24 protein-coding genes are annotated in these 22,336 nt (G+C 44.5%); 22 read left to right on the top strand and 2 right to left on the bottom strand.

Annotated features, from left to right (window positions below; all coding sequences use genetic code 11):
• Positions 1-136: 136 nt before the first annotated feature.
• From BLT18_RS13435 to BLT18_RS13425, 3 genes are all read left to right on the top strand, one after another.
• Positions 137-382 (top strand): type B 50S ribosomal protein L31, encoded by a 246-nt coding sequence (locus BLT18_RS13435; protein WP_091275060.1) that lies wholly within the window; start codon positions 137-139, stop codon positions 380-382.
• Between the two features lie 516 nt (positions 383-898).
• Positions 899-1,519 (top strand): thymidine kinase, encoded by a 621-nt coding sequence (locus BLT18_RS13430; protein WP_091275058.1) that lies wholly within the window; start codon positions 899-901, stop codon positions 1,517-1,519.
• Between the two features lie 149 nt (positions 1,520-1,668).
• The gene (locus BLT18_RS13425) at positions 1,669-2,121 is read left to right on the top strand and encodes a hypothetical protein (RefSeq protein WP_091275056.1); all 453 of its coding nucleotides are present in this window, start codon (positions 1,669-1,671) and stop codon (positions 2,119-2,121) included.
• 94 nt (positions 2,122-2,215) lie between these two features.
• On the opposite strand, the gene BLT18_RS13420 is transcribed toward BLT18_RS13425, so the two are convergent.
• Positions 2,216-3,544, bottom strand: coding sequence for an FAD-dependent oxidoreductase (locus BLT18_RS13420; RefSeq protein ID WP_091275053.1), 1,329 nt, complete (start codon positions 3,542-3,544; stop codon positions 2,216-2,218).
• Between the two features lie 151 nt (positions 3,545-3,695).
• Here BLT18_RS13420 and prfA point away from each other — a divergent pair, with 151 nt between their 5' ends.
• The 10 genes from prfA to upp all read left to right on the top strand — a co-directional run bounded on the left by prfA (position 3,696) and on the right by upp (position 13,074).
• Positions 3,696-4,769 (top strand): peptide chain release factor 1, encoded by a 1,074-nt coding sequence (gene prfA / locus BLT18_RS13415; protein ID WP_091275050.1) that lies wholly within the window; start codon positions 3,696-3,698, stop codon positions 4,767-4,769.
• A complete protein-coding gene (prmC, locus tag BLT18_RS13410; RefSeq protein ID WP_091275048.1) occupies positions 4,769-5,632 on the top strand; it encodes a peptide chain release factor N(5)-glutamine methyltransferase in 864 nt (287 codons plus the stop codon). Before prfA ends, prmC begins: the two co-directional genes overlap by 1 nt.
• Before the next feature lie 91 nt (positions 5,633-5,723).
• Entirely contained in the window at positions 5,724-6,368 is a 645-nt protein-coding gene (gene spoIIR, locus BLT18_RS13405) for a stage II sporulation protein R (RefSeq protein ID WP_091275047.1), read from the top strand.
• Positions 6,369-6,518: 150 nt separating this feature from the next.
• Positions 6,519-7,565, top strand: a complete 1,047-nt coding sequence (locus tag BLT18_RS13400) for an L-threonylcarbamoyladenylate synthase (RefSeq protein WP_091275044.1) — start codon at positions 6,519-6,521, stop codon at positions 7,563-7,565.
• Positions 7,566-7,638: 73 nt separating this feature from the next.
• Positions 7,639-8,181 carry a manganese efflux pump MntP gene (locus tag BLT18_RS13395; RefSeq protein WP_091275043.1) on the top strand — a complete coding sequence of 181 codons (543 nt, stop codon included), beginning with the start codon at positions 7,639-7,641 and terminating at the stop codon, positions 8,179-8,181.
• A 66-nt stretch (positions 8,182-8,247) separates the two neighbouring features.
• Positions 8,248-8,694 (top strand): low molecular weight protein arginine phosphatase, encoded by a 447-nt coding sequence (locus BLT18_RS13390; RefSeq protein WP_091275040.1) that lies wholly within the window; start codon positions 8,248-8,250, stop codon positions 8,692-8,694.
• A gap of 22 nt (positions 8,695-8,716) precedes the next feature.
• Positions 8,717-9,157 carry a ribose 5-phosphate isomerase B gene (gene rpiB / locus BLT18_RS13385; protein ID WP_091275039.1) on the top strand — a complete coding sequence of 147 codons (441 nt, stop codon included), beginning with the start codon at positions 8,717-8,719 and terminating at the stop codon, positions 9,155-9,157.
• Between the two features lie 331 nt (positions 9,158-9,488).
• Entirely contained in the window at positions 9,489-10,037 is a 549-nt protein-coding gene (locus tag BLT18_RS13375) for a TIGR01440 family protein (RefSeq protein ID WP_091275026.1), read from the top strand.
• 160 nt (positions 10,038-10,197) lie between these two features.
• On the top strand, positions 10,198-11,439 hold the full coding sequence (glyA, locus tag BLT18_RS13370; protein ID WP_091275022.1) for a serine hydroxymethyltransferase: 1,242 nt from the start codon (positions 10,198-10,200) through the stop codon (positions 11,437-11,439).
• A 1,005-nt stretch (positions 11,440-12,444) separates the two neighbouring features.
• Positions 12,445-13,074 (top strand): uracil phosphoribosyltransferase, encoded by a 630-nt coding sequence (gene upp, locus BLT18_RS13365; RefSeq protein WP_091275020.1) that lies wholly within the window; start codon positions 12,445-12,447, stop codon positions 13,072-13,074.
• A gap of 130 nt (positions 13,075-13,204) precedes the next feature.
• Here the strand turns inward: upp and BLT18_RS18300 are convergent, their stop codons facing one another.
• Positions 13,205-13,342: a hypothetical protein gene (locus tag BLT18_RS18300; protein WP_175487514.1), complete on the bottom strand. Its 138-nt coding sequence runs from the start codon at positions 13,340-13,342 to the stop codon at positions 13,205-13,207.
• A gap of 480 nt (positions 13,343-13,822) precedes the next feature.
• Between BLT18_RS18300 and BLT18_RS13360 the strand changes: the two genes are divergently transcribed.
• The 9 genes from BLT18_RS13360 to atpG all read left to right on the top strand — a co-directional run bounded on the left by BLT18_RS13360 (position 13,823) and on the right by atpG (position 22,303).
• Positions 13,823-16,111 (top strand): S8 family serine peptidase, encoded by a 2,289-nt coding sequence (locus tag BLT18_RS13360; RefSeq protein WP_281242362.1) that lies wholly within the window; start codon positions 13,823-13,825, stop codon positions 16,109-16,111.
• 913 nt (positions 16,112-17,024) lie between these two features.
• Positions 17,025-17,258 (top strand): AtpZ/AtpI family protein, encoded by a 234-nt coding sequence (locus tag BLT18_RS13355; RefSeq protein ID WP_091275017.1) that lies wholly within the window; start codon positions 17,025-17,027, stop codon positions 17,256-17,258.
• Positions 17,255-17,650 carry an ATP synthase subunit I gene (locus BLT18_RS13350; RefSeq protein ID WP_091275015.1) on the top strand — a complete coding sequence of 132 codons (396 nt, stop codon included), beginning with the start codon at positions 17,255-17,257 and terminating at the stop codon, positions 17,648-17,650. Before BLT18_RS13355 ends, BLT18_RS13350 begins: the two co-directional genes overlap by 4 nt.
• A 28-nt stretch (positions 17,651-17,678) precedes the next feature.
• On the top strand, positions 17,679-18,407 hold the full coding sequence (gene atpB, locus BLT18_RS13345) for a F0F1 ATP synthase subunit A (protein ID WP_091275013.1): 729 nt from the start codon (positions 17,679-17,681) through the stop codon (positions 18,405-18,407).
• A 61-nt stretch (positions 18,408-18,468) separates the two neighbouring features.
• Complete coding sequence (gene atpE, locus BLT18_RS13340) at positions 18,469-18,681, top strand: F0F1 ATP synthase subunit C (RefSeq protein WP_139184741.1); 213 nt, start codon at positions 18,469-18,471, stop codon at positions 18,679-18,681.
• A gap of 135 nt (positions 18,682-18,816) precedes the next feature.
• Positions 18,817-19,263: a F0F1 ATP synthase subunit B gene (gene atpF, locus BLT18_RS13335; RefSeq protein ID WP_091275081.1), complete on the top strand. Its 447-nt coding sequence runs from the start codon at positions 18,817-18,819 to the stop codon at positions 19,261-19,263.
• Positions 19,260-19,805 carry a F0F1 ATP synthase subunit delta gene (locus tag BLT18_RS13330; protein ID WP_091275009.1) on the top strand — a complete coding sequence of 182 codons (546 nt, stop codon included), beginning with the start codon at positions 19,260-19,262 and terminating at the stop codon, positions 19,803-19,805. The genes atpF and BLT18_RS13330 overlap by 4 nt, the downstream gene beginning before the upstream one ends.
• A gap of 18 nt (positions 19,806-19,823) precedes the next feature.
• Complete coding sequence (gene atpA, locus BLT18_RS13325; protein WP_091275007.1) at positions 19,824-21,332, top strand: F0F1 ATP synthase subunit alpha; 1,509 nt, start codon at positions 19,824-19,826, stop codon at positions 21,330-21,332.
• A 110-nt stretch (positions 21,333-21,442) separates the two neighbouring features.
• Positions 21,443-22,303, top strand: a complete 861-nt coding sequence (gene atpG / locus BLT18_RS13320) for an ATP synthase F1 subunit gamma (RefSeq protein WP_091275004.1) — start codon at positions 21,443-21,445, stop codon at positions 22,301-22,303.
• Positions 22,304-22,336 lie beyond the last annotated feature (33 nt).

Here is a 22,336-nt window from a genome sequence, read left to right as displayed (position 1 = left end):
TTGTTTTTTAAAGAAATCTTGAAAAATTCCCTTCTCCTTGTTATAATCTCGTTATGTGTGAAATTGACTCTGACCTACAGTGATGATACGTGTTGGTCATCATCATAAGATAGCAGGGCGAAAAGGAGTGAAAACGATGAAACAAGATATCCATCCAGATTACAAAAAAGTAGTATTTATGGATACAAGCACTGGTTTTAAATTCTTGAGCGGTTCTACCAAAGGTTCTGATGAAACCATTGAGTGGGAAGACGGCAGCACATATCCTCTTCTTAAAGTAGAGATTAGTTCTGATTCCCATCCGTTCTACACCGGAAAGCAAAAGCTTGCCGATGCAGGCGGCCGTATCGACCGTTTCAAAAAGAAATACAACCTCAAGTAAGACCATGTATTATTGGACAGGCAAGGGACGCCACTTGCCTGTTTTTTTTGTGAGGTAAGAATGTATAAAAGTTTGGCGTTTTTATGGTCCAGAAAAAGCGCCTGCTCGCTCAGGCGCACACGACGTAGGTCGGTTCAGCGTTGCCACAGGAGATGCTTCCACAGGAAGTGTGCGTTCTTAGTAGAAGTACCTTAAAGAAGTTCTTTCACCATAGCCGAATGTCCTTCTTTCAGCACGCGGAACAAGGTTTTTTACACATGAGGAATGTTTAACACAGCGAAAGGATCAATATATAAGTGAAATGGAGGCTTCCGCTGTAAGGAAAGGACACGGCAGCAAGCTGCGTTTTTCTAAAAGATCGTATGTATCTTATGCGTATGGACAGAAGCAGATGTTCATACCTTTTCGCAAATGACATTCATTTACATATTGATTCAACATGAAATATTGGAGAAAATAAGAAAAGAAAAATGATACTAACGGTGGTTACGCGTTTTGGAATAAGGTGGGAGTTTTATGTATGTGGTAAGAAAAGAGGGCTGGATTGAGGTTGTATGCGGCAGCATGTTTTCAGGGAAATCGGAGGAATTAATCAGGCGCGTGCGAAGAGCTGCGTATGGCCAGCTGAACGTCGTTGTATTTAAACCAGTCATTGATAACCGTTACAGCGACGAAGAAGTAGTATCTCATAATGGAACGAAAGTGTTAGCAAAAGCGGTGGCATCATCTGAAGACATCATCAGCCAAATTGATGGCAGTGTACAAATGGTAGCCGTTGATGAGGTACAGTTTTTTGATGAAAACATTGTACCAGTGTCACAAAAGCTTGCTGATAATGGTGTGCGCGTTGTGCTGGCTGGTTTGGATCAAGATTTTCGCGGGGAACCTTTTACTCAAGTGCGCGACGTCATGGCAGCTGCGGAAGATGTAACTAAGCTGCAAGCAGTGTGCCCTTGTTGTGGCTCTCCGGCTTCGAGAACGCAGCGGTTGATTGGTGGAAAACCGGCTCATTATGACGATGAAATTATACTGGTTGGCGCAGATGAAGCGTATGAGCCGCGCTGCCGCCATTGTCATGAAGTTCCTGGAAAGCCGGACTATGACGTAGGGATGCCGGTGAAAAATCACACAACGTAGCGGGCCAAGGGCGCTTCTTCCAAAAGAACAGGAGGAAGCGTTTTTTTCGTTTATGCAGCCGTGCAGAACTGCTTGGGGGAATGAAACAGTACATTTTTGGAAACCCTAACACTGCAGATCATATCGTTTTACTGCAAGGGGGTTGTAGAATGAAAAAATGGACATGTGCTGTGTTCATTCTCTTGCTTTTTTCTACAGCAGCTTGTCAACAAGCTGAAGATAACGAGCAAGCAGGTGAACCGCGTGCACCATGGCTTGAATCACTGAACGGGCCTGGTCCTGCAAATTCTGAGCGCCTGCGGCCTGCACAAGATGGCAGCAGTCCGTCTGATTATAATCAGGGGCCGGGAAATGTATCGATGACGACGAGAAAACAAACACAAGGGTCAGATAAAGAAATGGCTGAGAGCTTTGCGCAAGACCTTGGGTTTTCCCCGCTTTATACCACCTTTGGCGGACGTTACGCATATGTGTATGTGAACGCTGATGACTCGTGGAATAAAAATGAAAAGGATCAAAAGAAATCAGAGCTCGAACAAAAATATCAGCAGGCATTTCCTCGTTATGACGTGCGTGTTTATGTAGTAAATGGCGGTGAATAACAAAAAACGGTCAGAAGCAGCAATCGTGCTGGCTTTTGACCGTTTTTACATACCAGGTGGTGCAGTTTGCTGGTGCCGGATTGAAAACAGATGTTTACGTGGCCCGGCGTACGGTTTGTTGAATCGGATCCCACACTCCGTTATATGGTGGTGCATACGATAAATCCAAATCTTCAAAATCCGACAATGTCATGTGGTGGAACAGCGCAGTCGCTAATACGTCAATACGTTTATCTGCACCATCTTTTCCAATGACTTGTCCGCCGATAACCATGTCATTATCGGTGCGGTATAGCAGCTTGACGTGCAGGGCGGTTTTGCCGGCAAAGTATCCAGCAATATTAACGGTTTTGTTTGTCACTGTGTCATAGGCAAAACCGATATCATCAGCTTCCGCCTCGTTCAAACCTGTTTTTGCAAGGGTAAGGTCAAAAAAGCGCAAAATCGATGTTCCTAAAATACCTTGAAACGCTTTGGGCTTTCCAATCATATTTAACCCCGCTGTGCGGCCTTGTTTGTTTGCGTGGGTGCCAAGCGGAACGTAATCGTCTTTTTCCTTGATACGGTGGTACTGTACCGCGCAGTCACCAGCTGCATAGACGTCTTTTTCATTTGTTTGCATGTAGCGGTTTACTTTCACCGCACCGTTGTCTTCTACGTGAACATTTGTCTTTTGTAAGAATTCTGTGTTTGGTTTAATACCTGCTGCGACAATAACCATGTCTGTTTGATAGGTATTTTGGTCCGTAACAACAGCTTCAACTTGATCGGTGCCAGTAAATGATTCAACAGATTCTTCTAAACATAGTTCGACACCGTGTTTTTTGGCTTCCTCTAAAATCAATTCTCCCATATCTTCATCAAACATTTTGGCTAAACGGTTGTTGCGTTCAATGATTCGCACGTGTCGTCCGGTTTCGATAAAGTTTTCAGCCAGTTCTAATCCAACGTAGCCGCCGCCGATAATGGTGACGTCTGACACACCGTCTAAATCAGCGGCAATCTCTTTTATATCAGGGATGGTTTTTAAGGTGTGAATGTTGTGTAAATTACGGCCTTCCCAATCAGGAACAACGGGAGATGCGCCGCTTGCAATCAGCAGTTTATCGTAAGGTATTTCAAATGGCTGATTGTGTTGGAGGTCCATTCCTTTTACTAATTTCTTTTCGATGTCAACGTCTGTTACTTCATGGAACGTTCGGGCATCAATGCCATGTTTATTACGAAATGTGTCTACCTCTCGCGCAATTAAATCATCTGTGCTTTCAACGGCGCCACCGATAATATACGGAAGGCCGCACTGAGCGTAAGAGTAAATACCGCCCCGCTCCAGTGTTGTAACATTGGCTTTTTCATCTTTACGTACAATTTGCATTGCAGCACTCATTCCAGCGGCATCACCGCCAATGATGACATAATCCATGATATTCCCCCTTTTAGACGTATGTATGAAAACCCCTGGGTGGTATTATACCCTAATATCATAGATAAAAACCTGAAAGTGCAACTTTGACGCAAACATAGCGTTATATTATAATTGTACTGTTATGCAACCGATAAAGAGGTGAACGCTTGTGCTAGAGAGACTACAAGCCGTAGAGGATCGCTATGAAGAATTGAATGAATTGTTAAGTGATCCGGAAGTTATCAATGATTCTAAAAAATTACGAGAATATTCCAAAGAGCAATCGGATATATCTGAGACAGTTACTGCGTACCGGAAATACAAAGAAGTAACCACGCAGCTTGACGATGCCAAATCCATGCTGGCAGATGATTTAGATGATGAAATGGAAGACATGGTCAAACTGGAAATTGATGAACTTTCGGAGAAAAAAGAAGAATTAGAAGAGCAGTTGAAGGTCTTGCTGCTGCCAAAAGACCCGAATGACGACAAAAACGTTATCGTAGAGGTGCGCGGTGCAGCAGGAGGAGATGAAGCCGCGCTGTTTGCCGGTGATTTGTATAAAATGTATTCTCGTTATGCGGAGAAAAACGGCTGGAAACCGGAAGTAATTGAAGCAAGTCCGACAGAGCTTGGCGGTTACAAAGAAATTATTTTTATGATTAACGGAGAAGGCGCCTATTCGAAAATGAAATATGAAAACGGTGCTCACCGTGTGCAGCGTGTCCCAAGCACAGAATCTGGCGGGCGTATTCATACTTCAACCGCAACCGTAGCTGTTTTGCCGGAAGCAGAGGAAGTAGAAATCGAAGTACACGACAAAGATATTCGTGTCGATACGTTTGCATCAAGCGGCCCCGGCGGACAGAGCGTCAATACGACTATGTCTGCTGTACGCTTAACACATGAGCCGACAGGCATTGTTGTTTCCTGTCAGGACGAGAAATCGCAAATCAAAAATAAAGACAAAGCAATGAAAGTACTGCGTGCACGTATTTATGATATGTATCAGCGTGAAGCTGAAGCAGAGTATGCGGAAAATCGTAAATCAGCAGTTGGCACAGGGGATCGTTCGGAAAGAATTCGAACGTATAATTTCCCGCAAAGCCGCGTGACCGACCACCGCATTAATTTGACAGTGCAAAAGCTTGACCAAATTCTGCAAGGGGAACTTGATGAAATTATTGATTCCCTCATTGTAGAAGAGCAGGCAGAAATGATGGAAAAGGCAGGCGACTCTTAATGAAGCCAACCTTTGTGTATGAAGCCCTCAGCTGGGCTTCTTCTTTTTTAGCTGAAAGAGGCAGAGAAACACGAGCGGCTGAGATATTAATGAAACATCGGTTAGGGGTTTCTAATTGGACAGAGTTTCATTTCATGAGACGAGAGAAGCTGCCAGAGGGTGTGTGGGAAACGTATTATGAAGATATTGTCGCTCACAGCACAGGTGTGCCGATTCAGCACAGGACAGGTGTGGAAGAGTTTTTTGGAAGAACCTTTCACGTGAGCAGCGATGTTTTAATACCACGTCCAGAAACTGAAGAGCTTGTTAATGGCGTAATTGAATGGGGGAGACAACGTCAACATCCACTGACGGTTTGCGATATTGGCACTGGCAGTGGAGCCATTGCGGTAACACTTGCACTTGAGCTGCGCGGGGTTTCTGTTACCGCCGTTGATATTAATGAAGCGGCGTTAGATACAGCTAAAAGTAATGCCTCTCTCCACGGAGCATCTGTTACGTTTTTACAAGGAGACTTGGTACAGCCGATTCTTCAGCAGAACAAACGCTTTGACGTGATTGTTTCAAATCCTCCATATATTCCAAAAGCAGATTGGGAACAGCTTGATACGTTAGTGAAAGATCACGAGCCAGAGCTTGCACTTATTGGTTCGGATGATGATGGTTTGTATTGCTACCGTGCGATTGCGGATAAGCTTCCGCGCGTATTAAAAGAAAACGGCTTAGCTGCATTTGAAGTCGGAGAAAATCAAGCAGAACAAACAGCAAAGATATTAAAAGAGGCACTTCCTCAAGCAGCGGTAAATATTTATCGTGACATAAATGGAAAAGAACGCATGGTTTTTTGTGAAAGGAGAGCGTAAGCCGCGCCAGTGCAAATGTTGTCGAGCGATTTATTGTTTATAACAATGCTGCACCGTCCAAACTGATTGCTGAAAGGGCGGTGTCATTGGGATGAAAAACAAAGCACTTATTTATGTTATTTTTCTTGTTCTTATTGCTTGGCTGCATATGGAACAGCAGCAAAATGCCTCAGCGTCTAATCCAAGTATAGATACGATTCCAGAAGAAGCGATTCGTTTGCGTATTTTGGCACACGATGACTCACCAAAAGAGCAATTATTAAAACGAGAAGTCCGCGATGCGGTGAATGCAGAAGTACGCCAGCTTATGGAAGGCGTTACAGAAAAAGAAGAAGCAAGAGGCGTAATGGAAGCAAACGTGGATGCTATTGAAAAAGTAGTGCGAAATGTGATAGCAGACCACCATTTGTCCCACACATTTACAATTGGATTAAAGGAGCAAGTAGAGTTTCCGACGAGAATTTACGGACCGCTTGTTTATCCGGCTGGTGAATACGAAGCCTTAGTTGTGTCTATTGGGGAAGGAAAAGGAGAAAATTGGTGGTGTGTTTTGTTTCCGCCGCTTTGTTTTCTCTCTGCAAATGAAGAAGAGGATGTGGAAAACAATACAGAACCTGTGGAAAACATCGATGCAGAAGAGGGTTTTGTGGACAAAAATGATGATTCTGTGGAAAATGAAAAAGAATATTCTTTTTTCATTGTGGAAAAGTGGAATAAATGGTTCGGTAAAAGTTGATGAGACGAATTTAAAGCCTTTCATAAAAGGAATTACAAAAGTTATCCACAAATGAATTTCCGCTGTGGGTAACTTTTGCTCGTTACCAGTATAACGGCAGATTCCCTGTAATAAAAGGATGCTATGTTATGAAAAGAAGGGGGAGAGACTATGAGTTATAAACAAACAAAGGTGTGGAATGTGGATAACTTGAATGACGGGTATACGTCAGACCCTGATATAAAGGAAGCAGCGCTGTGGATAAAACAAGGAGAAGCAGTCGCCTTCCCAACAGAAACGGTATATGGTCTTGGGGCAGATGCGACAAGTGACAGCGCTGTGGAAAAAATATTTAAGGCGAAAGGCAGACCGGGAGATAATCCGCTTATTGTACATATAGGATCGAAAAAGCAGTTAACAGATTTTGTGGCTTTCATCCCCCGCATGGCGGAAGTGCTGATAAAAGAATTTTGGCCAGGGCCGCTTACGCTTATTTTCCCGAAAAGAGCGAATGTATCAGAAAAAGTTACAGCTGGACTCGGCACGGTCGCTGTTCGAATGCCTGATCACGTTGTTGCGCGTGCGTTATTAAAAGAAGCAGAGCTTCCTGTGGCTGCTCCCAGTGCTAATCAGTCCGGCCGGCCAAGTCCAACAAAAGCACAACATGTTTATCACGATTTACATGGCAGAATTGCCGGGATTGTTGATGGGGGGCCGTCAGGGTTTGGGCTGGAATCGACCGTAGTGGATTGTACAGGTGATATCGCTTGGATTTTGCGTCCTGGCGGTGTGACGAAAGAACAATTAGAATCGGTACTTGGAGAAGGGAGCGTCCGAATAGAGTCAAAGAAACAAAAGAGCCATCACGCTCCAAAGGCTCCAGGGATGAAATATCGGCATTATGCTCCTGATTCGCCGCTCGTTTTAGTGGAAGATACGAAGTCGCTTCAGCAGAATCTCCAAGAAGCAAAAGAAACAGGGCGCAAAACGGTTGTTATGGCAGTGAACGAACATCAAGCAATGTTGGAACAGGACACGGATGCATTTATTTGTCTTGGTTCTATGAACAAATTAGAGCAGATAGCTGCTCACTTGTATGATAATCTTCGCCAAGCAGATCAATGGGATGCTGATATCATTTTTTGTGAAACATTTCCGAAAGAAGGTATTGGGGAAGCTATTATGAATCGGCTTGAAAAAGCCTCTTTTCAATCGTAAACGCTTGATTGTTGAATGTTCCTCTTTGGACATGCATACAGTGTAAAAGCATGTCCGGAAAGGAGATTGGGCAATGGGCGGATGGTTGGTTTTAGCGATGATGGCTTCAGCACTAAGTATGGATGCTTTTTCGATGTCTCTGGCCGTGGCCATGAAAGGGGCCAGGCGCATTAATAAGCTGTATACTGCTTGTGTCGTTGGTTTTTTTCACATGTTAATGCCTTTTCTCGGTTTATTCGGAGGACGTTGGATTGCGTCGTCTTTTGAGCAAATTGCGATTATCACAGGCGGTGTGCTGCTTTTGATAATTGGGGGACAAATGGTGTGGGCCGGATGGAAAAATGACGGAGAAACCGGTGGAGTCATTGTTCCAGTAGGAATCGGTCTATTTCTTTTTGCGGTTCTTGTCAGTTTAGACAGTTTTTCTATAGGGATTACCCTTGGTATTTTAAATGCCCCATTAGCACAAGTGCTGTGCATGTTTGGTTTATTTAGTGCATGTTTTACGTGGGCTGGACTTACACTTGGCCATCACCTGCAGTATACATTAGGACGCTACAGTGAAATATTTGGCGGAGTTATTTTATTTGGGTTTGGCCTAAAATTAATCATGTAATCGCTAGACAGACAGGAAATATGATAAAATATAATGCAAATGATATGGAAGGATGTGGACGCCATCATGACAAATGTTTTGTTTGTGTGTACAGGGAATACATGCCGAAGTCCGATGGCAGAAGCATTGTTCCGGGCCAAAGGCATGGAAGAGGTACAGGCGCGTTCCGCCGGCATTTATGCAGCACAAGGCATGCCCGCATCAGAGGGAGCCAAAACGGTATTACATGAACGGCAAATAGCGTTTGGGCATGCATCACAGCCGCTAACAGATGAATTAATTGATTGGGCTGATATTATTTTAACGATGACAAAAAGCCATCGCGATATCGTTCATCAAACACATCCGAAAGCGATGGATAAAGCTTTTACGCTGCGTGAATTTGCATGGGATGATAAATATGGTGCAGACATTGCCGACCCAATTGGAGGAACGGATGAAACGTACCGAGCTTGTGCGGATGAAATAGACGAGCTTTTAGACCAAGTAATGAAAAAACTAAAACAGTGGTAAAAGACAATGAGGAGGCAGCGAGATGAAACTTGCGATTGGTTCTGATCATGCAGGCTACCGTTTAAAAGTAGAAATTGTAAAAGTGCTGGAAGAAATGAACATCGAATTTGAGGATGTGGGGTGTCACTGTACCGATTCCGTTGATTATCCCGATTACGCGCTTCCAGTAGCGGAAAAAGTTGCGGCTGGTGAAGTAGACAAAGGCATCCTTATCTGCGGAACGGGAATTGGCATGTCTATTTCCGCTAATAAAATAAAAGGCATCCGCTGTGCGCTTGTCCATGATGTGTTTACGGCCAAAGCAACGAGAGCACACAATGATTCGAATATCCTCGCAATGGGCGAGCGTATTATCGGGCCGGGACTGGCAGCAGAAATTGTCAAAGCTTGGCTTGAGACGGACTTTGAAGGCGGACGCCACGAAAAGCGCGTCGATAAAATGATGGCAATCGAAGAAAAGTAATGGCTGCCTGAAACGGACCTAATCATTGGGTCCGTTTTTTTAACAGAAAGTGTAAAAGTTTGGCATTTTCATGGTCCGGCGCAAGCACCTGCTCGCTCGAGGTTCCTTCGGTCCGTCGATGGAAAGCAAAAGTCAGCTTTCCATATGCCGGCCCTCCAGGACTTGTCGCGGGCTCCCAGGACGGGAGTCAGTTCGGCGTTGTCCCAGGACGGGACGTTCTTAGTCGAACGTCCCTCAGCAAGGCGCTTGCGCTTTTCTTTGTATGATTGGATGAACAATTCTTTTTCGTGACGAAGCATTTTATGATACCTTTACATAAGAGGTGAACGCGATGGAAGATGTACAAAAACAATGGCAAGCATCGTTAAAAACCTGTCTTGATGCAATCGTTTCTCATATGGATCTAGATCACCGCCATCTTTTTGTGATTGGCTGCAGTTCAAGTGAAGTGGTCGGAAAGCGAATTGGAACATCTGGTTCAAAGGAAGCTGCAGAAGCTTTGTTTGCAGAATTCATGGCATTTCATCAGCGAACCGGCGTACATTTGGCATTTCAAGGATGCGAGCATATTAATCGAGCGCTTATATTAGAAAGAAAGACAGCGCGCATGTTTGCGTTAGAAGAAGTACGTGTTGTGCCACACCGTAAAGCAGGCGGAGCCATGAGCACACATGCGTATCATCATTTTCAAGATCCGGCAGTGGTAGAGCACATTCGTGCGGATGCGGGTATCGACATTGGGGATACATTCATCGGCATGCATTTAAAACATGTTGCTGTGCCCGTTCGTTGTGAAGTGACAGCAATCGGTAATGCCCACGTCACCATGGCAAAAACGAGACCGAAGTTAATCGGCGGCCCGCGTGCCGTTTATGAATAATGTTTCATATGAAAAACTTAATATTTTTGCATTTTTTTATTATAAAATACGGATTTAAAGCTCATTTTCATGTTACAATAGCGATTGAATGCAAAAAGGAACGACTAAAACACGAATGAGTCACCGATATGCAAAGGAAAGAAAGGAGTACGCAATCTTTATGGAAACCATCAAAAATCAAGACCCTAGTGTGTTTCAAGCCTTACAAGATGAACTCTCCCGCCAACGCGATAAAATTGAACTTATTGCTTCTGAAAACTTTGTCAGCCGCGCTGTCATGGAAGCACAAGGTTCTGTTTTAACGAATAAATACGCCGAAGGTTATCCCGGCCGCCGCTATTATGGAGGATGTGAGCATGTAGACACAGCAGAAGATCTTGCTCGCGATCGTGCGAAGCAAATCTTTGGTGCAGAACACGTCAACGTACAGCCGCACTCTGGTGCGCAGGCAAACATGGCTGTTTATTTCACCGCGCTGGATGTAGGAGATACGGTTCTTGGAATGAACTTATCTCACGGCGGCCACTTAACACATGGAAGTCCGGTTAACTTCAGCGGTGTGCAGTACAATTTCGTGGAATACGGCGTAACAAAAGAAGATCAAGTCATTGATTACGATGAAGTATTAAAAGCAGCAAAAGAACATCAGCCAAAACTTATTGTTGCGGGTGCAAGTGCTTATCCACGCGAAATTGACTTTAAAAAGTTTCGCGAAATCGCTGATGAAGTCGGAGCTTATCTCATGGTAGACATGGCACACATTGCTGGTCTTGTGGCTGCGGGTGTTCACCAAAATCCTGTTTTGCATGCGCATTTTGTAACAACGACGACGCATAAAACATTGCGCGGACCTCGCGGCGGCATGATTTTATGTAAAGAAGAGTTTGCGAAAAAAATCGACAAAGCTGTCTTTCCAGGGCTGCAAGGCGGTCCATTAATGCACGTCATTGCCGCAAAAGCTGTATCATTTGGAGAAGTGCTGCAAGATGAATTTAAAACATACGCAGAAAATGTGGTAAAAAATGCGAAGCGTCTTGGAGAAGCATTAAAGAAAGAAGGCATTGATCTTGTTTCTGATGGAACAGACAACCACTTGCTGCTTCTTGACTTGCAAAGCCTTGGAATTACAGGAAAAGTAGCCGAAAAAGCGCTGGATGAAGTAGGATTGACAACCAATAAAAATGCCATTCCATTTGATCCAGAAAGTCCATTTGTAACAAGTGGTATCCGTATTGGTACGGCTGCTGTCACATCCCGTGGTTTCGGTGAGAAAGAAATGGATGAAATTGGAGCAATTATGGCACTGACATTGAAAAATCACGACCACGAAGAATCATTAAAAGTAGCTGCTGAACGTGTCGATGCGTTAACCCAGCAGTATCCAATGTATGAATACTTGTAAACGCTGAAAGAGGCTGCGACACAAGTATAGGAACTATATAATAATCCGAACTGATTTATTAAAAATCAGTTCGGATTATTTGTTTATCAAAGGAATTTCTATCGTTGCTCCGTCAACATACGCCGCGTTCCGCGGGCACAGCCTCAGCTGACTTGGTAAAGAACAGGCCTTTACCACGTGGATTTTCGGCACGTCCTTCAACGCACAGGACGTGCTGGTGTCGGCGTTGGCCACACGATGCGGCTGGTCTTAGCCGACGTCCCGCAGGAGTCTCCGTATGTTGACGACGTTTGCTTAAAATATGCTTTCATATCTTATTGTTTGGCTTTTGAGTAACCTGTTTTAGATTTGTCCCAGTCTCTTTTTATAAGGGAAGAACGTATAAAAGTTTGGCGTTTTCATTGTCCAGCGCAAGCGCCTGCTCGCTCGGGTTTTCTTCGGTCCAAAAAGGTGATACCTTCATTTTTTCTAACATAAAGGCTGCCGGGATTATGATCACCTCTTCCTTTTCTGAATGAATGGCTCTGCCGGCTCGCTTGCTGCGAGCAGCGCGGCTGTTGTTTATCTCATCTAATCGCCATTAACCGGGACATAGACAATAAGCAAACCATCTATTCACTCCAGCACTTGGATGAAAACCCTTTTTGCTGATAGGAAAGGATAACGTGTTAGCACGGGTAAATGATGGACGTCGTTTATATGTGGAAGAAATCAATATACATGCAATGAACCCGCCATCTGCATCCAAAGACTTGACGCCAGCCAAGTCTTTTTTACGAATGAGACGACGTTGTCCGGGAAACATATAAAGAGTAAACGCGGACAAAAGAGAGACGATAAGCATGAGATAGTGTCCATACAAAAATAATCAGAATCGTAGGGCTATTTTTTAGTGCTTGAAGGTGTTCCTATTTTTCTGTACAATTTCATAGGAAAAAGCATGTCCGTATACAGGATTAGAAATTCTACCGGATAAATCCCGGAATAAAGGAGCCGATTTCTTATATGGGGAAAGTACATGTATTAGATCATCCTCTCATTCAACATAAGTTAACATTTATTCGAGACGTGTCGACAGGTACAAAAGAGTTTCGTGAGCTCGTTGATGAAGTTTCTACATTGATGGCTTTTGAAATCACGAGACACTTGCAGCTGCAAGAAGTAACAGTAGAAACGCCGGTTGGTCCGGCTAAATCTCACACGCTTGCTGGTAAAAAGTTAGGTATTGTTCCGATACTGCGTGCCGGTCTGGGCATGTCCGATGGTATTTTGCGGCTTATTCCCGCTGCCAAAGTAGGGCACGTTGGTTTGTATAGAGACCCAGAGACGCTGAAGCCAGTAGAATATTACGTGAAGCTTCCAAGCGATGTGGCAGAGCGTGAATTTATTGTCGTCGATCCAATGCTTGCGACAGGCGGTTCCGCTGCAGAAGCGATTACCAGCTTGAAAAAACGCGGTGCCACTAATATTAAGCTGATGTGTCTTATCGCTGCACCGGAAGGGGTAGAAATCGTACACGAAGCTCATCCTGACATTGATATCTACCTAGCTTCTCTTGATGAAAAGCTAAATGAAAAAGGCTACATTGTGCCGGGCCTCGGTGACGCTGGTGACCGTTTGTTTGGCACAAAATAATAAGATATCGATTTGGCTTCAGACGGCAGATGCTGTCTGAAGTTTTTTTGTGCGCAAAAAAGAATAAAGGTTGGAGTTTTTGGTTCTACGTCCGGTGTATTTACCAAAGACTCGGCGACGAGACGAATTTTTAAAGGTTGATGGGGATAATTGCATTTCTGGTTGGGCCGCTTGGCAGGTTCGCTTGCCGCGGGCAGCACGTCAGCTGCTGCTTTTCCCGAAGGCGTCTCCGTTGATTGCGATCAACCAGGTCATAGATAACAAGCATACATGTATTCACCCTGACATTTGTGCTGGGTTCATTTATCTCGTCTCGCTCAAGCACTCAACCATACAACGTGACCCGGCTCAATCTTGCTGCAAGCAGGATGTGTCTGCTGCAGGAGGTGGTTTCTAAACTGCCCATAGCAGCTGGGGCCGTACGTAGTAAAAGTTCCATAACCGTAGTCAAACCGCCTTTTTTCAGACTATTCACGCTTTTTGTTATCTTTTATAAACGGAAGAATAAAAAACATAATATTTAGATAATTGTTAAAATAGGTCATTAGAACTAGTTATGCGAAAGTTGCTGTGGAGATATTTTTTCTGTTGCAGTCAGTTGAGGACATCTGTGTTATTAAGATATTTTACTGAAATAATAATGCAGTTGTTTGTATCTTCCAATTGCCTAAATCGCATAAATAAGATCTGTCTGCCGCATGATAAGGAGAAGAAAAACCGAGTATGGCAAGGGGACAGGAGGAAAACGATGAAGATTGATTGCAAAAGGAGGGGCAAGTTAGGCGGCAAGCAGTGGGTAATCATCCTCCTTTCCATGATGATATGCAGTGCATCATGGTTTACGTTTATAAATAAAACCGCAGTGGCCAAACAAGAGTATATCGAAGCGATTATTGCAGTGGAAGATGACATGGCATTAGCAGAGGTAGAGGCAAGGTTAACTTCCCAGCTTCCAGAAATAGAGATTGTTCATACGTATAACAACGGATTTAGGGGATTTGCGGTACAAGCAACATCCACCCAATTGCAAGTATTGACTGGTTTTGAAGGAGTCAAACGAGCAGATCCTTCTGTGTCGTATACTTCATCGTTAAAAGACAGTGTGCCGTTTATTGGTGCAGAAGCCATCCGCGGCAAACTCGATAAAAATGGTGTTGCTCTTACTGGCAAAGGAATAAAAGTTGGAATTATTGATACCGGCATTGATTACCATCATCCGGATTTATCCCGAAACTACAAAGGAGGGTATGATTTCGTTGATAAAGACGATGATCCGTTAGAGGGAAAAGATAAAAATGGTCAAGGGACAGTGCACGGAACACATGTGGCAGGAATTATCGCGGCAAATGGCGCAGTAAGAGGCGTAGCACCGGAGGCAGATATCTATATGTATCGTGCGCTTGGGCCGGCAGGGCAAGGGTCCACAGAACAAATCCTGGCAGCCATTGATAAAGCAATTGAAGACGAAGTAGATGTGCTGAACCTCTCACTCGGAAGTCCCATTAACGGCCCGGATTGGCCGACGAGCGAGGCGCTGGACAAGGCGGCAGAGAAAGGGATTGTAGCTGTTACGTCTAGCGGGAACAGCGGCCCGGCGATGTGGAGTGTTGGCTCTCCTGGAACTGCTGATAAGGCTATTTCAGTCGGAGCCTCGATTCCACCGCTGAAGATGCCCAAATTAACATTATTTCGCAAACCAGAGCTCTCGATTTCCATCCAGTCCGTACAAGGTACTGCTCCATGGCAGTTTCGGCGTGATATTCCATTGGTAGATGGAGGGCTCGGTATGACAGAGGATTTAGAAAACGTAAGAGGGAAAGCCGTTCTCATTGAACGAGGCGGGATTCCACTTATTCGCAAAATCGTGAATGCTCGTAAAGCCGGTGCAGATGCCATTATTATTTATAATAACGTTGCTGGCGCTTTTGCTGCTGCCACCGAAGAAGTACAGCCCATTCCAGCAGTAACGATAACTAGAGAAGATGGGGAGGCGCTGCATAAAGCCATTCAAGAACAAGAGGATGCAAAAACAACGGTGCTGCGTACCGTGCTTGAAGAAGAAACCGATCATATGGCTTTTTTCAGCTCAAGAGGGCCGGTAGCTCGCTCGTGGAAAATAAAACCAGATGTCGTCGCACCAGGAGTAGACATTGATAGTACGGTGCCAAACGGATATCTGGCCTTAAATGGAACAAGCATGGCAGCTCCGCATATTGCCGGAGCGGCAGCGCTCTTAAAACAAGCAAAGCCGGAATGGGGAGCAGAACAAATCAAAGCAGCTTTAATGAATACAGCTGTAGCGCTAACCGACGACAGTGATAATGAGTACCCGCCATTTGTGCAGGGAGCAGGACGTGTCGATATGACAAAAGCTATTCGCACCGACACTCTTGCGTATCCGGGGACACTTTCTTTTGGAGTGTGGTCGCTAGGAGAGAGAGAGCAGCTGCACGAAGAAACAATTGTATTGGAGAACCATTCAAAGAAGGTCAAAACGTACTCCTTTACGACAGATTCTACACCATTTTTAGGGCTCAAATGGGAACTGCCGAGACAGGTAAGAGTCAAGCCAGGACAGAAAAAAGCTGTCACTGTTCGACTGAGAGTGGAGCCAGCAGCCGTTGATTATAATCAGCTGGACGGCGCATTGACTATCGAAGGTGGTAATGAAGCAATCCGCCTGCCGTATTTGTTGTTTATTAATGAGCCGGATTATCCGCGTATCGGTGCCTTTGATTTGCAGCCTCTTGGCACAAACAAAGGATACCAATACGAAGTGTATATGCCTGGCGGGGCCGAAGAGTTGGAAATTGCTCTATATGATCCAGATACGTATGCGTTTGTCGGCATCTTGGACCAAAATAAAGCAATTAAGCCTGGATTATACGAACAAAAGTTAGCAGCAGATGATATCGGTGTTCCTGAAGGGACATACAGAGCCGTCGTTTATGCCAAAGCTGGCAGCAAGGAAGAGGTATTAGAAACGATGATACGTTTAGAGCAAAAACAAATCGATGAGAAACGGTCAAAAAGGTAAAGCGGGAAAAACGCGTATCGGAACGACACAATAAAAGTTTTTCACAGCTGAAGCCCCTGTGCCCGCGGAACGTAACGTATGTTTACGGAGTAACGATAGAAATTCCTGTGATAAACAAATAATAGGGCTGTATCAAAAGGTCATGCATAATGACCTTTTGACAGCCCTTTTTTCGGTTCTATAAGGTTTGTTGTTTGGATGAACGTAGACCCTCTCGTATGAATGGCTCTTCAGGCTCGCCTGCCGCGGACAATGCTTCAGCTCTTGCTTCGACGCACAGGACCTTGCTAGTGTCGGCGTCAGCCACACGATGTGGCTGGTCTTAGCCGACGCCCCGCAGGCTTCTTCCTCCTCGTCTGCGGTAAACGTTGTCCGCTCCATACGTGATATAGTAACGACTGCTGGCACAGCAGGAGGCAAATGCTGATGTTTGCACAAGCATCACGCTATTCAGACACAACTTCTAGGTGCAAAAGAGACAGGCTGTGTTTACAGCAAGCATGCGCCGATAGAGTTGTAACCGAACAAAGTGGTTGGGTGTTCTGCAAAAATGTGCATGTAAACGAAAAAACGACATATGTATATTAGAAGTATTCGACATGTTTTTGCTAAAATAATACACAACTTATAATTATCTGGAAAGTTGAAAAAATTGTCACGCAATAGTCACATTTGAAAGCCGCAGAACCCTTATATGACAAGGCATTTTTCTTGTGTAACACATTGACATAAAGGGTTGGCTATTGTACGATTACAAAGGGAATGTGAGAGGGTTTACATATTTAACACGTTACATTTTCTGCTAGGGGTTTAATGGCTGTACATCCTGCTTGATAAAATAGGGTTGCTTCATCGTGTGATATTTTCTATACCCCATCACATCTTACCCAAAACATTGCGAATGGAGGCGGACATGGCCAAAGACAACAAACCTCCAAAGTCGTTTCAGACGATGGCATTAACATCAGCGGTTTTGTCGTATTTAGTCGGACCAGTTCTCATTGGGATTTTCAGTGGGCGATGGTTAGATGCGCAGTTTGGGACGGCACCTTTTCTTTTGATTGTCGGTTTACTTGCCGGACTTGCCGGTGGAGTGTACGGACTAGTCCGTCTGCTCGGTAAATATTTAGGAGACGATCAAGAGTGAAAATCTTTGAGGCCAATGTTAAACGTTATGTCCTATTTTCTTTCACGGCAATGTGCTTGTACGTTCTTGGGTGGGCGGTGCTGCCCTATGAAAAGACCTTTTTCAGCCTGGGGACGGGAACGCTGATTGGACTTTTTAATTTGTGGAGCATGTACCGAGAAGTGAAAAAGTTCGATGAAGCAAACGGTAAAGCCAAGCGGAAGTTTACGTTTGGAATGCTGTCGCGATTTGCAGCGGGTGCGCTGGTTGCCGTACTGTTTATCCGCTTCCCTGAAAACTTTCACATTGCTGGGCTTGTTGCTGGATTTGTTACACCATATGTCATCATCTTTATATCGTCATTGTTTTTCAGCTTAACAGGACAAGCAAGGAGGCGAGGGGACAGCATCTGACAGATTATTTGTAAAGGGGTGAAGAAGAGTGGACCACGAATCGCCGATTGTTTATGATCTGTTTGGAATAGCAGGGTTTCATGTAAACCTTTCCAACATCATGATGTTAACTATTTCAGCTCTTATTGTATTCTGCATTGGTGTTTTTAGTGCAAGGGGCTTGAAAATGAAGCCGTCAGGAATGCAAAACGGTTTCGAATGGATCATAGACTTTGTGAAAAATACCATTAACAGTGCGATGGATTGGAAAACAGGTGAGAGGTTCTTTGGGCTTGGTATTACGATTTTCCTTTGGATTTTTGTCTCCAATATGCTCGGGATACCGTTTATGATTGTCAACCACGAGACACACGAACTCTGGTGGAAATCACCAACAGCTGACCCTGTTATTACGATGACGCTGGCTGTTATGGTTATTTTACTCACTCACTACTATGGAATCAAAATGAAAGGCTTTAAAGAATATGGAAAAGGCTACTTTAAGCCGATACCATATTTATTCCCGTTAAAAGTATTAGAAGAGTTCACCAACACGCTGACGCTTGGGATGCGTTTGTTTGGTAACTTGTATGCAAAAGAAATTTTGTTGACACTGCTTGCTACCGCTGGGGGTGCAAGTGTTTTGGGGGCATTGGCTGCCGCAGCGCCAATGATTGCATGGCAGGCGTTTAGTATTTTCATCGGTGCCATCCAGGCATTTATCTTCTTAATGCTGACTATGGTTTATTTGGCACATAAAGTTGCAGACGATCACTAAGGAATAAGTATTCACTTTGATACTTCATTATACTTAATTATACTAAGGGAGGATTATTATCATGGGTTTATTAGCAGCAGCAATCGCAGCTGGTTTGGCTGCAGTAGGTGCAGGTATTGGTAACGCATTAATCGTAAAAGGGACACTTGAAGGGGTTGCACGTCAGCCGGAACTTAAAGGTACATTGCAGACACTTATGTTTATCGGTATCGCGCTTGTTGAGGCCCTTCCGATCATTGCAATCGTAATCGCCTTTATCGTTATGGGTGGATAGTCAATCTGTCTTCAGCAGTAACAAGTATGGCGAAGGTTAAATGAAGACTTCGCCATTCCTTTTGTATGACAGCAGAAAGGAGTGAGTTCCGTGCCAGATGTAATCTACTGGGGCGATGTTATATTTTCGCTTGGCATGTTCGTGATTTTGCTCCTCTTATTGCGTAAATTCGCATGGGGGCCAATCGTAAACATGATGAAAGAGCGCGAAGAACATATTGCCAATGAAATTGATACAGCAGAAAAAAGCCGCCAGGATGCGGAAAAATATTTAGAAGAACAGCGCAAAGAAGTAGAGCGTGCGAAAGAAGAAGCACAATCTATTGTTGAAACAGCACGTAAAACAAGTGAACGACAAGGAGAAGAGATTGTCGCACAGGCCCGTTCCGAAGCAGAGCGGCTGAAAGAAAATGCACTTGAAGACATTTCCCGTGAAAAAGAACAAGCAGTGGCTGAGCTGCGCGAGCAGGTTAGTACGCTGTCTGTAATGATCGCAACGAAGATTATCGAGAAAGAATTGGATGAAAAAGAGCAGGAAAAACTGATTGAAGAGTACATTCAAGAGGCAGGCGAACGATTATGATTAGTTCACAAGCAGCCAACCGTTATGCCGGAGCGCTTTTTGACCTTGCTAAGGAAAAAGGCGTCCTTGAAGACACTCGAGCAGAGCTTGAAACGGTAAAAAACGTTTTTCAAGACAATGAACAGTTACTTGCGCTTCTTCATCATCCGAAAGTATCTCACGAAAAGAAAGAACAACTTTTGCGTGAAGGATTCGCTGGTGCAAGTGAGCTTGTGCAAAACATGTTGCTTTTGCTCTTGGAAAAGGACCGCATTGACAATATTGTCTTAGTAGCTGAGAGCTTTCAACAATTAGCGGATGAAGAACAAAAAGTGGGACATGCTGTAGTGTCTACAGTTAAGCCGCTTTCCGAATCAGAACGTACATTAATCTCTGAGAAATTCGCGAAGAAAGTCGGGAAAGACACCCTTTACATCGAAAACCAAATTGATCCTCAATTGGTGGGCGGCATCAAAGTCCAAATTGGAGATACCATTTTTGATGGCAGTGTGAAAGGGCAGTTGAACCGTATGGAACGCGAACTGGTTTCTGGGAAACGATAAAGATAGGGGTGAACGTCAATGAGCATCAGACCTGATGAGATTAGTTCTCTCATTAAACAGCAGATTGAAAACTTTCAGTCTGATGTAGAAGCAAATGAAGTCGGCACCGTTATACAGATCGGTGACGGTATTGCACGTGCTCATGGCCTTGAGAATGTAATGGCCGGAGAATTGCTGGAATTCTCAAATGGGGTTATGGGTATGGCTCAAAACCTTGAAGAAAATAACGTCGGTATTGTTGTTCTTGGACCGTACGATGAAATTCGTGAAGGAGACGAAGTAAAACGTACCGGACGTATTATGGAAGTGCCTGTCGGGGAGGAACTGCTTGGCCGCGTTGTCGACCCGCTCGGTCAGCCGCTTGATGGAAAAGGTGCACTAGAGACGACAAAAACACGTCCAATTGAAAGTCCGGCGCCAGGTGTTATGGACCGTAAATCAGTGCATGAGCCTCTTCAAACAGGTATTAAAGCAATTGACTCGATGATTCCAGTCGGCAGAGGTCAGCGTGAGTTAATTATTGGTGACCGTCAGATTGGTAAGACATCTATTGCAGTGGATACTATTCTTAACCAAAAAGAAGAAGATATCCTTTGTATTTATGTTGCAATCGGACAAAAAGAATCCACCGTTGCAGGTGTTGTGGAAACGTTCCGCCAGTACGGTGCACTTGACTATACGATTGTTGTTAACGCTGGTGCGTCTGATCCGGCACCGCTTCTTTACCTTGCTCCATATGCCGGGGTATCCATGGGCGAAGAATTCATGTACAACGGCAAGCACGTATTGGTTGTATATGATGACTTAACAAAACAGGCCGCTGCGTATCGTGAGCTGTCCCTATTGCTCCGCCGTCCGCCAGGCCGTGAAGCATTCCCAGGGGATGTATTCTACCTTCACTCCCGTTTGCTTGAGCGTGCTGCGAAGCTGAGCGACGATAAAGGTGCAGGGTCACTAACTGCGCTTCCGTTTATCGAAACGCAAGCCGGTGACGTAGGGGCGTACATTCCAACGAACGTTATCTCCATCACGGATGGACAAATCTTCTTGCAGACTGATTTATTCCACTCCGGTGTAAGACCAGCCGTTAACCCAGGTATTTCGGTATCTCGTGTTGGTGGTTCCGCACAAATCAAAGCGATGAAGAAAGTGTCCGGTACACTTCGTCTGGACTTGGCGTCGTTCCGTGAGCTGGAAGCATTTGCTCAGTTCGGCTCTGACCTTGACGATGCGACACAAGCGAAACTTAACCGTGGTGAGCGTACAGTGGAAGTATTGAAGCAGGGACTTCACCAGCCGCTTGCGGTTGAGAAACAAGTAGCTATTATCTATTCACTAACAAGAGGCTTCTTAGATGACATTCCTGTCAAAGACGTTCAGCGTTTTGAATCCGAATTGTTTGCTTACTTGGATTCCAACCATAAAGACCTCTTAAACAGCATTAAAGAAACTGGACAACTCCCAGATGAAAAAGATTTCAATGCAGCTATTGAAGGCTTTAAAAAGTCATTTAACGTATCGAAATAAATGTGTTAGGAAGGCGTATAGAAAAGGAGAGACGAGCCGTCCAGCTGGTGCTTCTCCTTTTTAAACACGCCTCAACCTTTGTGTCCTTACGGAGAAGGTGGTGAAAAGAGATGGCCTCATTACGTGATATTAAAAAACGGATTAACTCGACGACGAAAACGAAGCAAATTACTAAAGCAATGGAAATGGTGTCTGCTTCGAAGTTGAATAAAGCACAAGCGAATGCACAGTCTTATGAGCCGTACACAGAGAAAATCCGTGAAGTGGTTGCAAGTATTGCTGCTGGCAACTCAGATGCCAGCCACCCTATGCTGGAAGAACGGTCTGTTAAAAAGACAGCGTATGTCGCTATTTTTTCTGACCAAGGGCTGGCCGGCGGTTACAATGCCAATTTGATTCGTGCTTTTATCAATGAGGTGGAAAAACGCCATCAATCTACAGATGAGTACGGCGTCCTTGTGCTTGGACGGGTCGGCAGAGACTTGTTAAAGAGTCGGGGTATCCCTATTTTGGATGAAATTACAGGACTGCCAGATGAGCCGGTATTCAACGATATTAAAAACATCACAAAACGTGCGGTGAAACTGTACGAAGATGAAGAGGTAGATGAACTGTATTTGTGGTACAACCACTTTATCAGTCCCATCCAGCAAACAGTAACGGAAAAGAAACTGCTTCCGTTAACAGACATCAGTACAGATACTGATACGAATCAAACTTACGAGTATGAGCCGTCCGCTGAAGCTATACTCAATCAGCTTCTGCCGCAATATGCAGAAAGCTTAATATTCGGTGCACTCTTGGACGCCAAAGCCAGTGAGTTCGGTGCTCGCATGACGGCAATGAGTGCAGCGACAGATAATGCAGATAACATTATCGATGATTTGACGCTGTCTTATAACCGTGCACGACAAGCTGCCATCACACAAGAAATTAGTGAAATTGTCGGCGGTGCAGCGGCATTAGAATAAATGTAACGAAATGAACTTGGCAGGATTTAGATA

Origin of the sequence: Alteribacillus persepolensis (assembly GCF_900099605.1) — a bacterium.
In the GTDB taxonomy this organism is placed as follows: domain Bacteria; phylum Bacillota; class Bacilli; order Bacillales; family Marinococcaceae; genus Alteribacillus; species Alteribacillus persepolensis.
This window is presented reverse-complemented; position numbering and strand designations above follow the sequence as displayed.

Coding starts and splice junctions, on each gene's coding strand:
- BLT18_RS13395 (WP_091275043.1), top strand. CDS start 7,639: ATGGGCGGATGGTTGGTTTTAGCGATGATGGCTTCAGCACTAAGTATG.
- BLT18_RS13400 (WP_091275044.1), top strand. CDS start 6,519: ATGAGTTATAAACAAACAAAGGTGTGGAATGTGGATAACTTGAATGAC.
- BLT18_RS13375 (WP_091275026.1), top strand. CDS start 9,489: ATGGAAGATGTACAAAAACAATGGCAAGCATCGTTAAAAACCTGTCTT.
- BLT18_RS13430 (WP_091275058.1), top strand. CDS start 899: ATGTATGTGGTAAGAAAAGAGGGCTGGATTGAGGTTGTATGCGGCAGC.
- prmC (WP_091275048.1), top strand. CDS start 4,769: ATGAAGCCAACCTTTGTGTATGAAGCCCTCAGCTGGGCTTCTTCTTTT.
- BLT18_RS18300 (WP_175487514.1), bottom strand. CDS start 13,342: ATGCTTGTTATCTATGACCTGGTTGATCGCAATCAACGGAGACGCCTT.
- atpA (WP_091275007.1), top strand. CDS start 19,824: ATGAGCATCAGACCTGATGAGATTAGTTCTCTCATTAAACAGCAGATT.
- atpF (WP_091275081.1), top strand. CDS start 18,817: ATGTTCGTGATTTTGCTCCTCTTATTGCGTAAATTCGCATGGGGGCCA.
- BLT18_RS13330 (WP_091275009.1), top strand. CDS start 19,260: ATGATTAGTTCACAAGCAGCCAACCGTTATGCCGGAGCGCTTTTTGAC.
- upp (WP_091275020.1), top strand. CDS start 12,445: ATGGGGAAAGTACATGTATTAGATCATCCTCTCATTCAACATAAGTTA.
- atpG (WP_091275004.1), top strand. CDS start 21,443: ATGGCCTCATTACGTGATATTAAAAAACGGATTAACTCGACGACGAAA.
- BLT18_RS13360 (WP_281242362.1), top strand. CDS start 13,823: ATGAAGATTGATTGCAAAAGGAGGGGCAAGTTAGGCGGCAAGCAGTGG.
- atpE (WP_139184741.1), top strand. CDS start 18,469: ATGGGTTTATTAGCAGCAGCAATCGCAGCTGGTTTGGCTGCAGTAGGT.
- BLT18_RS13435 (WP_091275060.1), top strand. CDS start 137: ATGAAACAAGATATCCATCCAGATTACAAAAAAGTAGTATTTATGGAT.
- BLT18_RS13390 (WP_091275040.1), top strand. CDS start 8,248: ATGACAAATGTTTTGTTTGTGTGTACAGGGAATACATGCCGAAGTCCG.
- spoIIR (WP_091275047.1), top strand. CDS start 5,724: ATGAAAAACAAAGCACTTATTTATGTTATTTTTCTTGTTCTTATTGCT.
- glyA (WP_091275022.1), top strand. CDS start 10,198: ATGGAAACCATCAAAAATCAAGACCCTAGTGTGTTTCAAGCCTTACAA.
- BLT18_RS13420 (WP_091275053.1), bottom strand. CDS start 3,544: ATGGATTATGTCATCATTGGCGGTGATGCCGCTGGAATGAGTGCTGCA.
- rpiB (WP_091275039.1), top strand. CDS start 8,717: ATGAAACTTGCGATTGGTTCTGATCATGCAGGCTACCGTTTAAAAGTA.
- BLT18_RS13355 (WP_091275017.1), top strand. CDS start 17,025: ATGGCCAAAGACAACAAACCTCCAAAGTCGTTTCAGACGATGGCATTA.
- BLT18_RS13425 (WP_091275056.1), top strand. CDS start 1,669: ATGAAAAAATGGACATGTGCTGTGTTCATTCTCTTGCTTTTTTCTACA.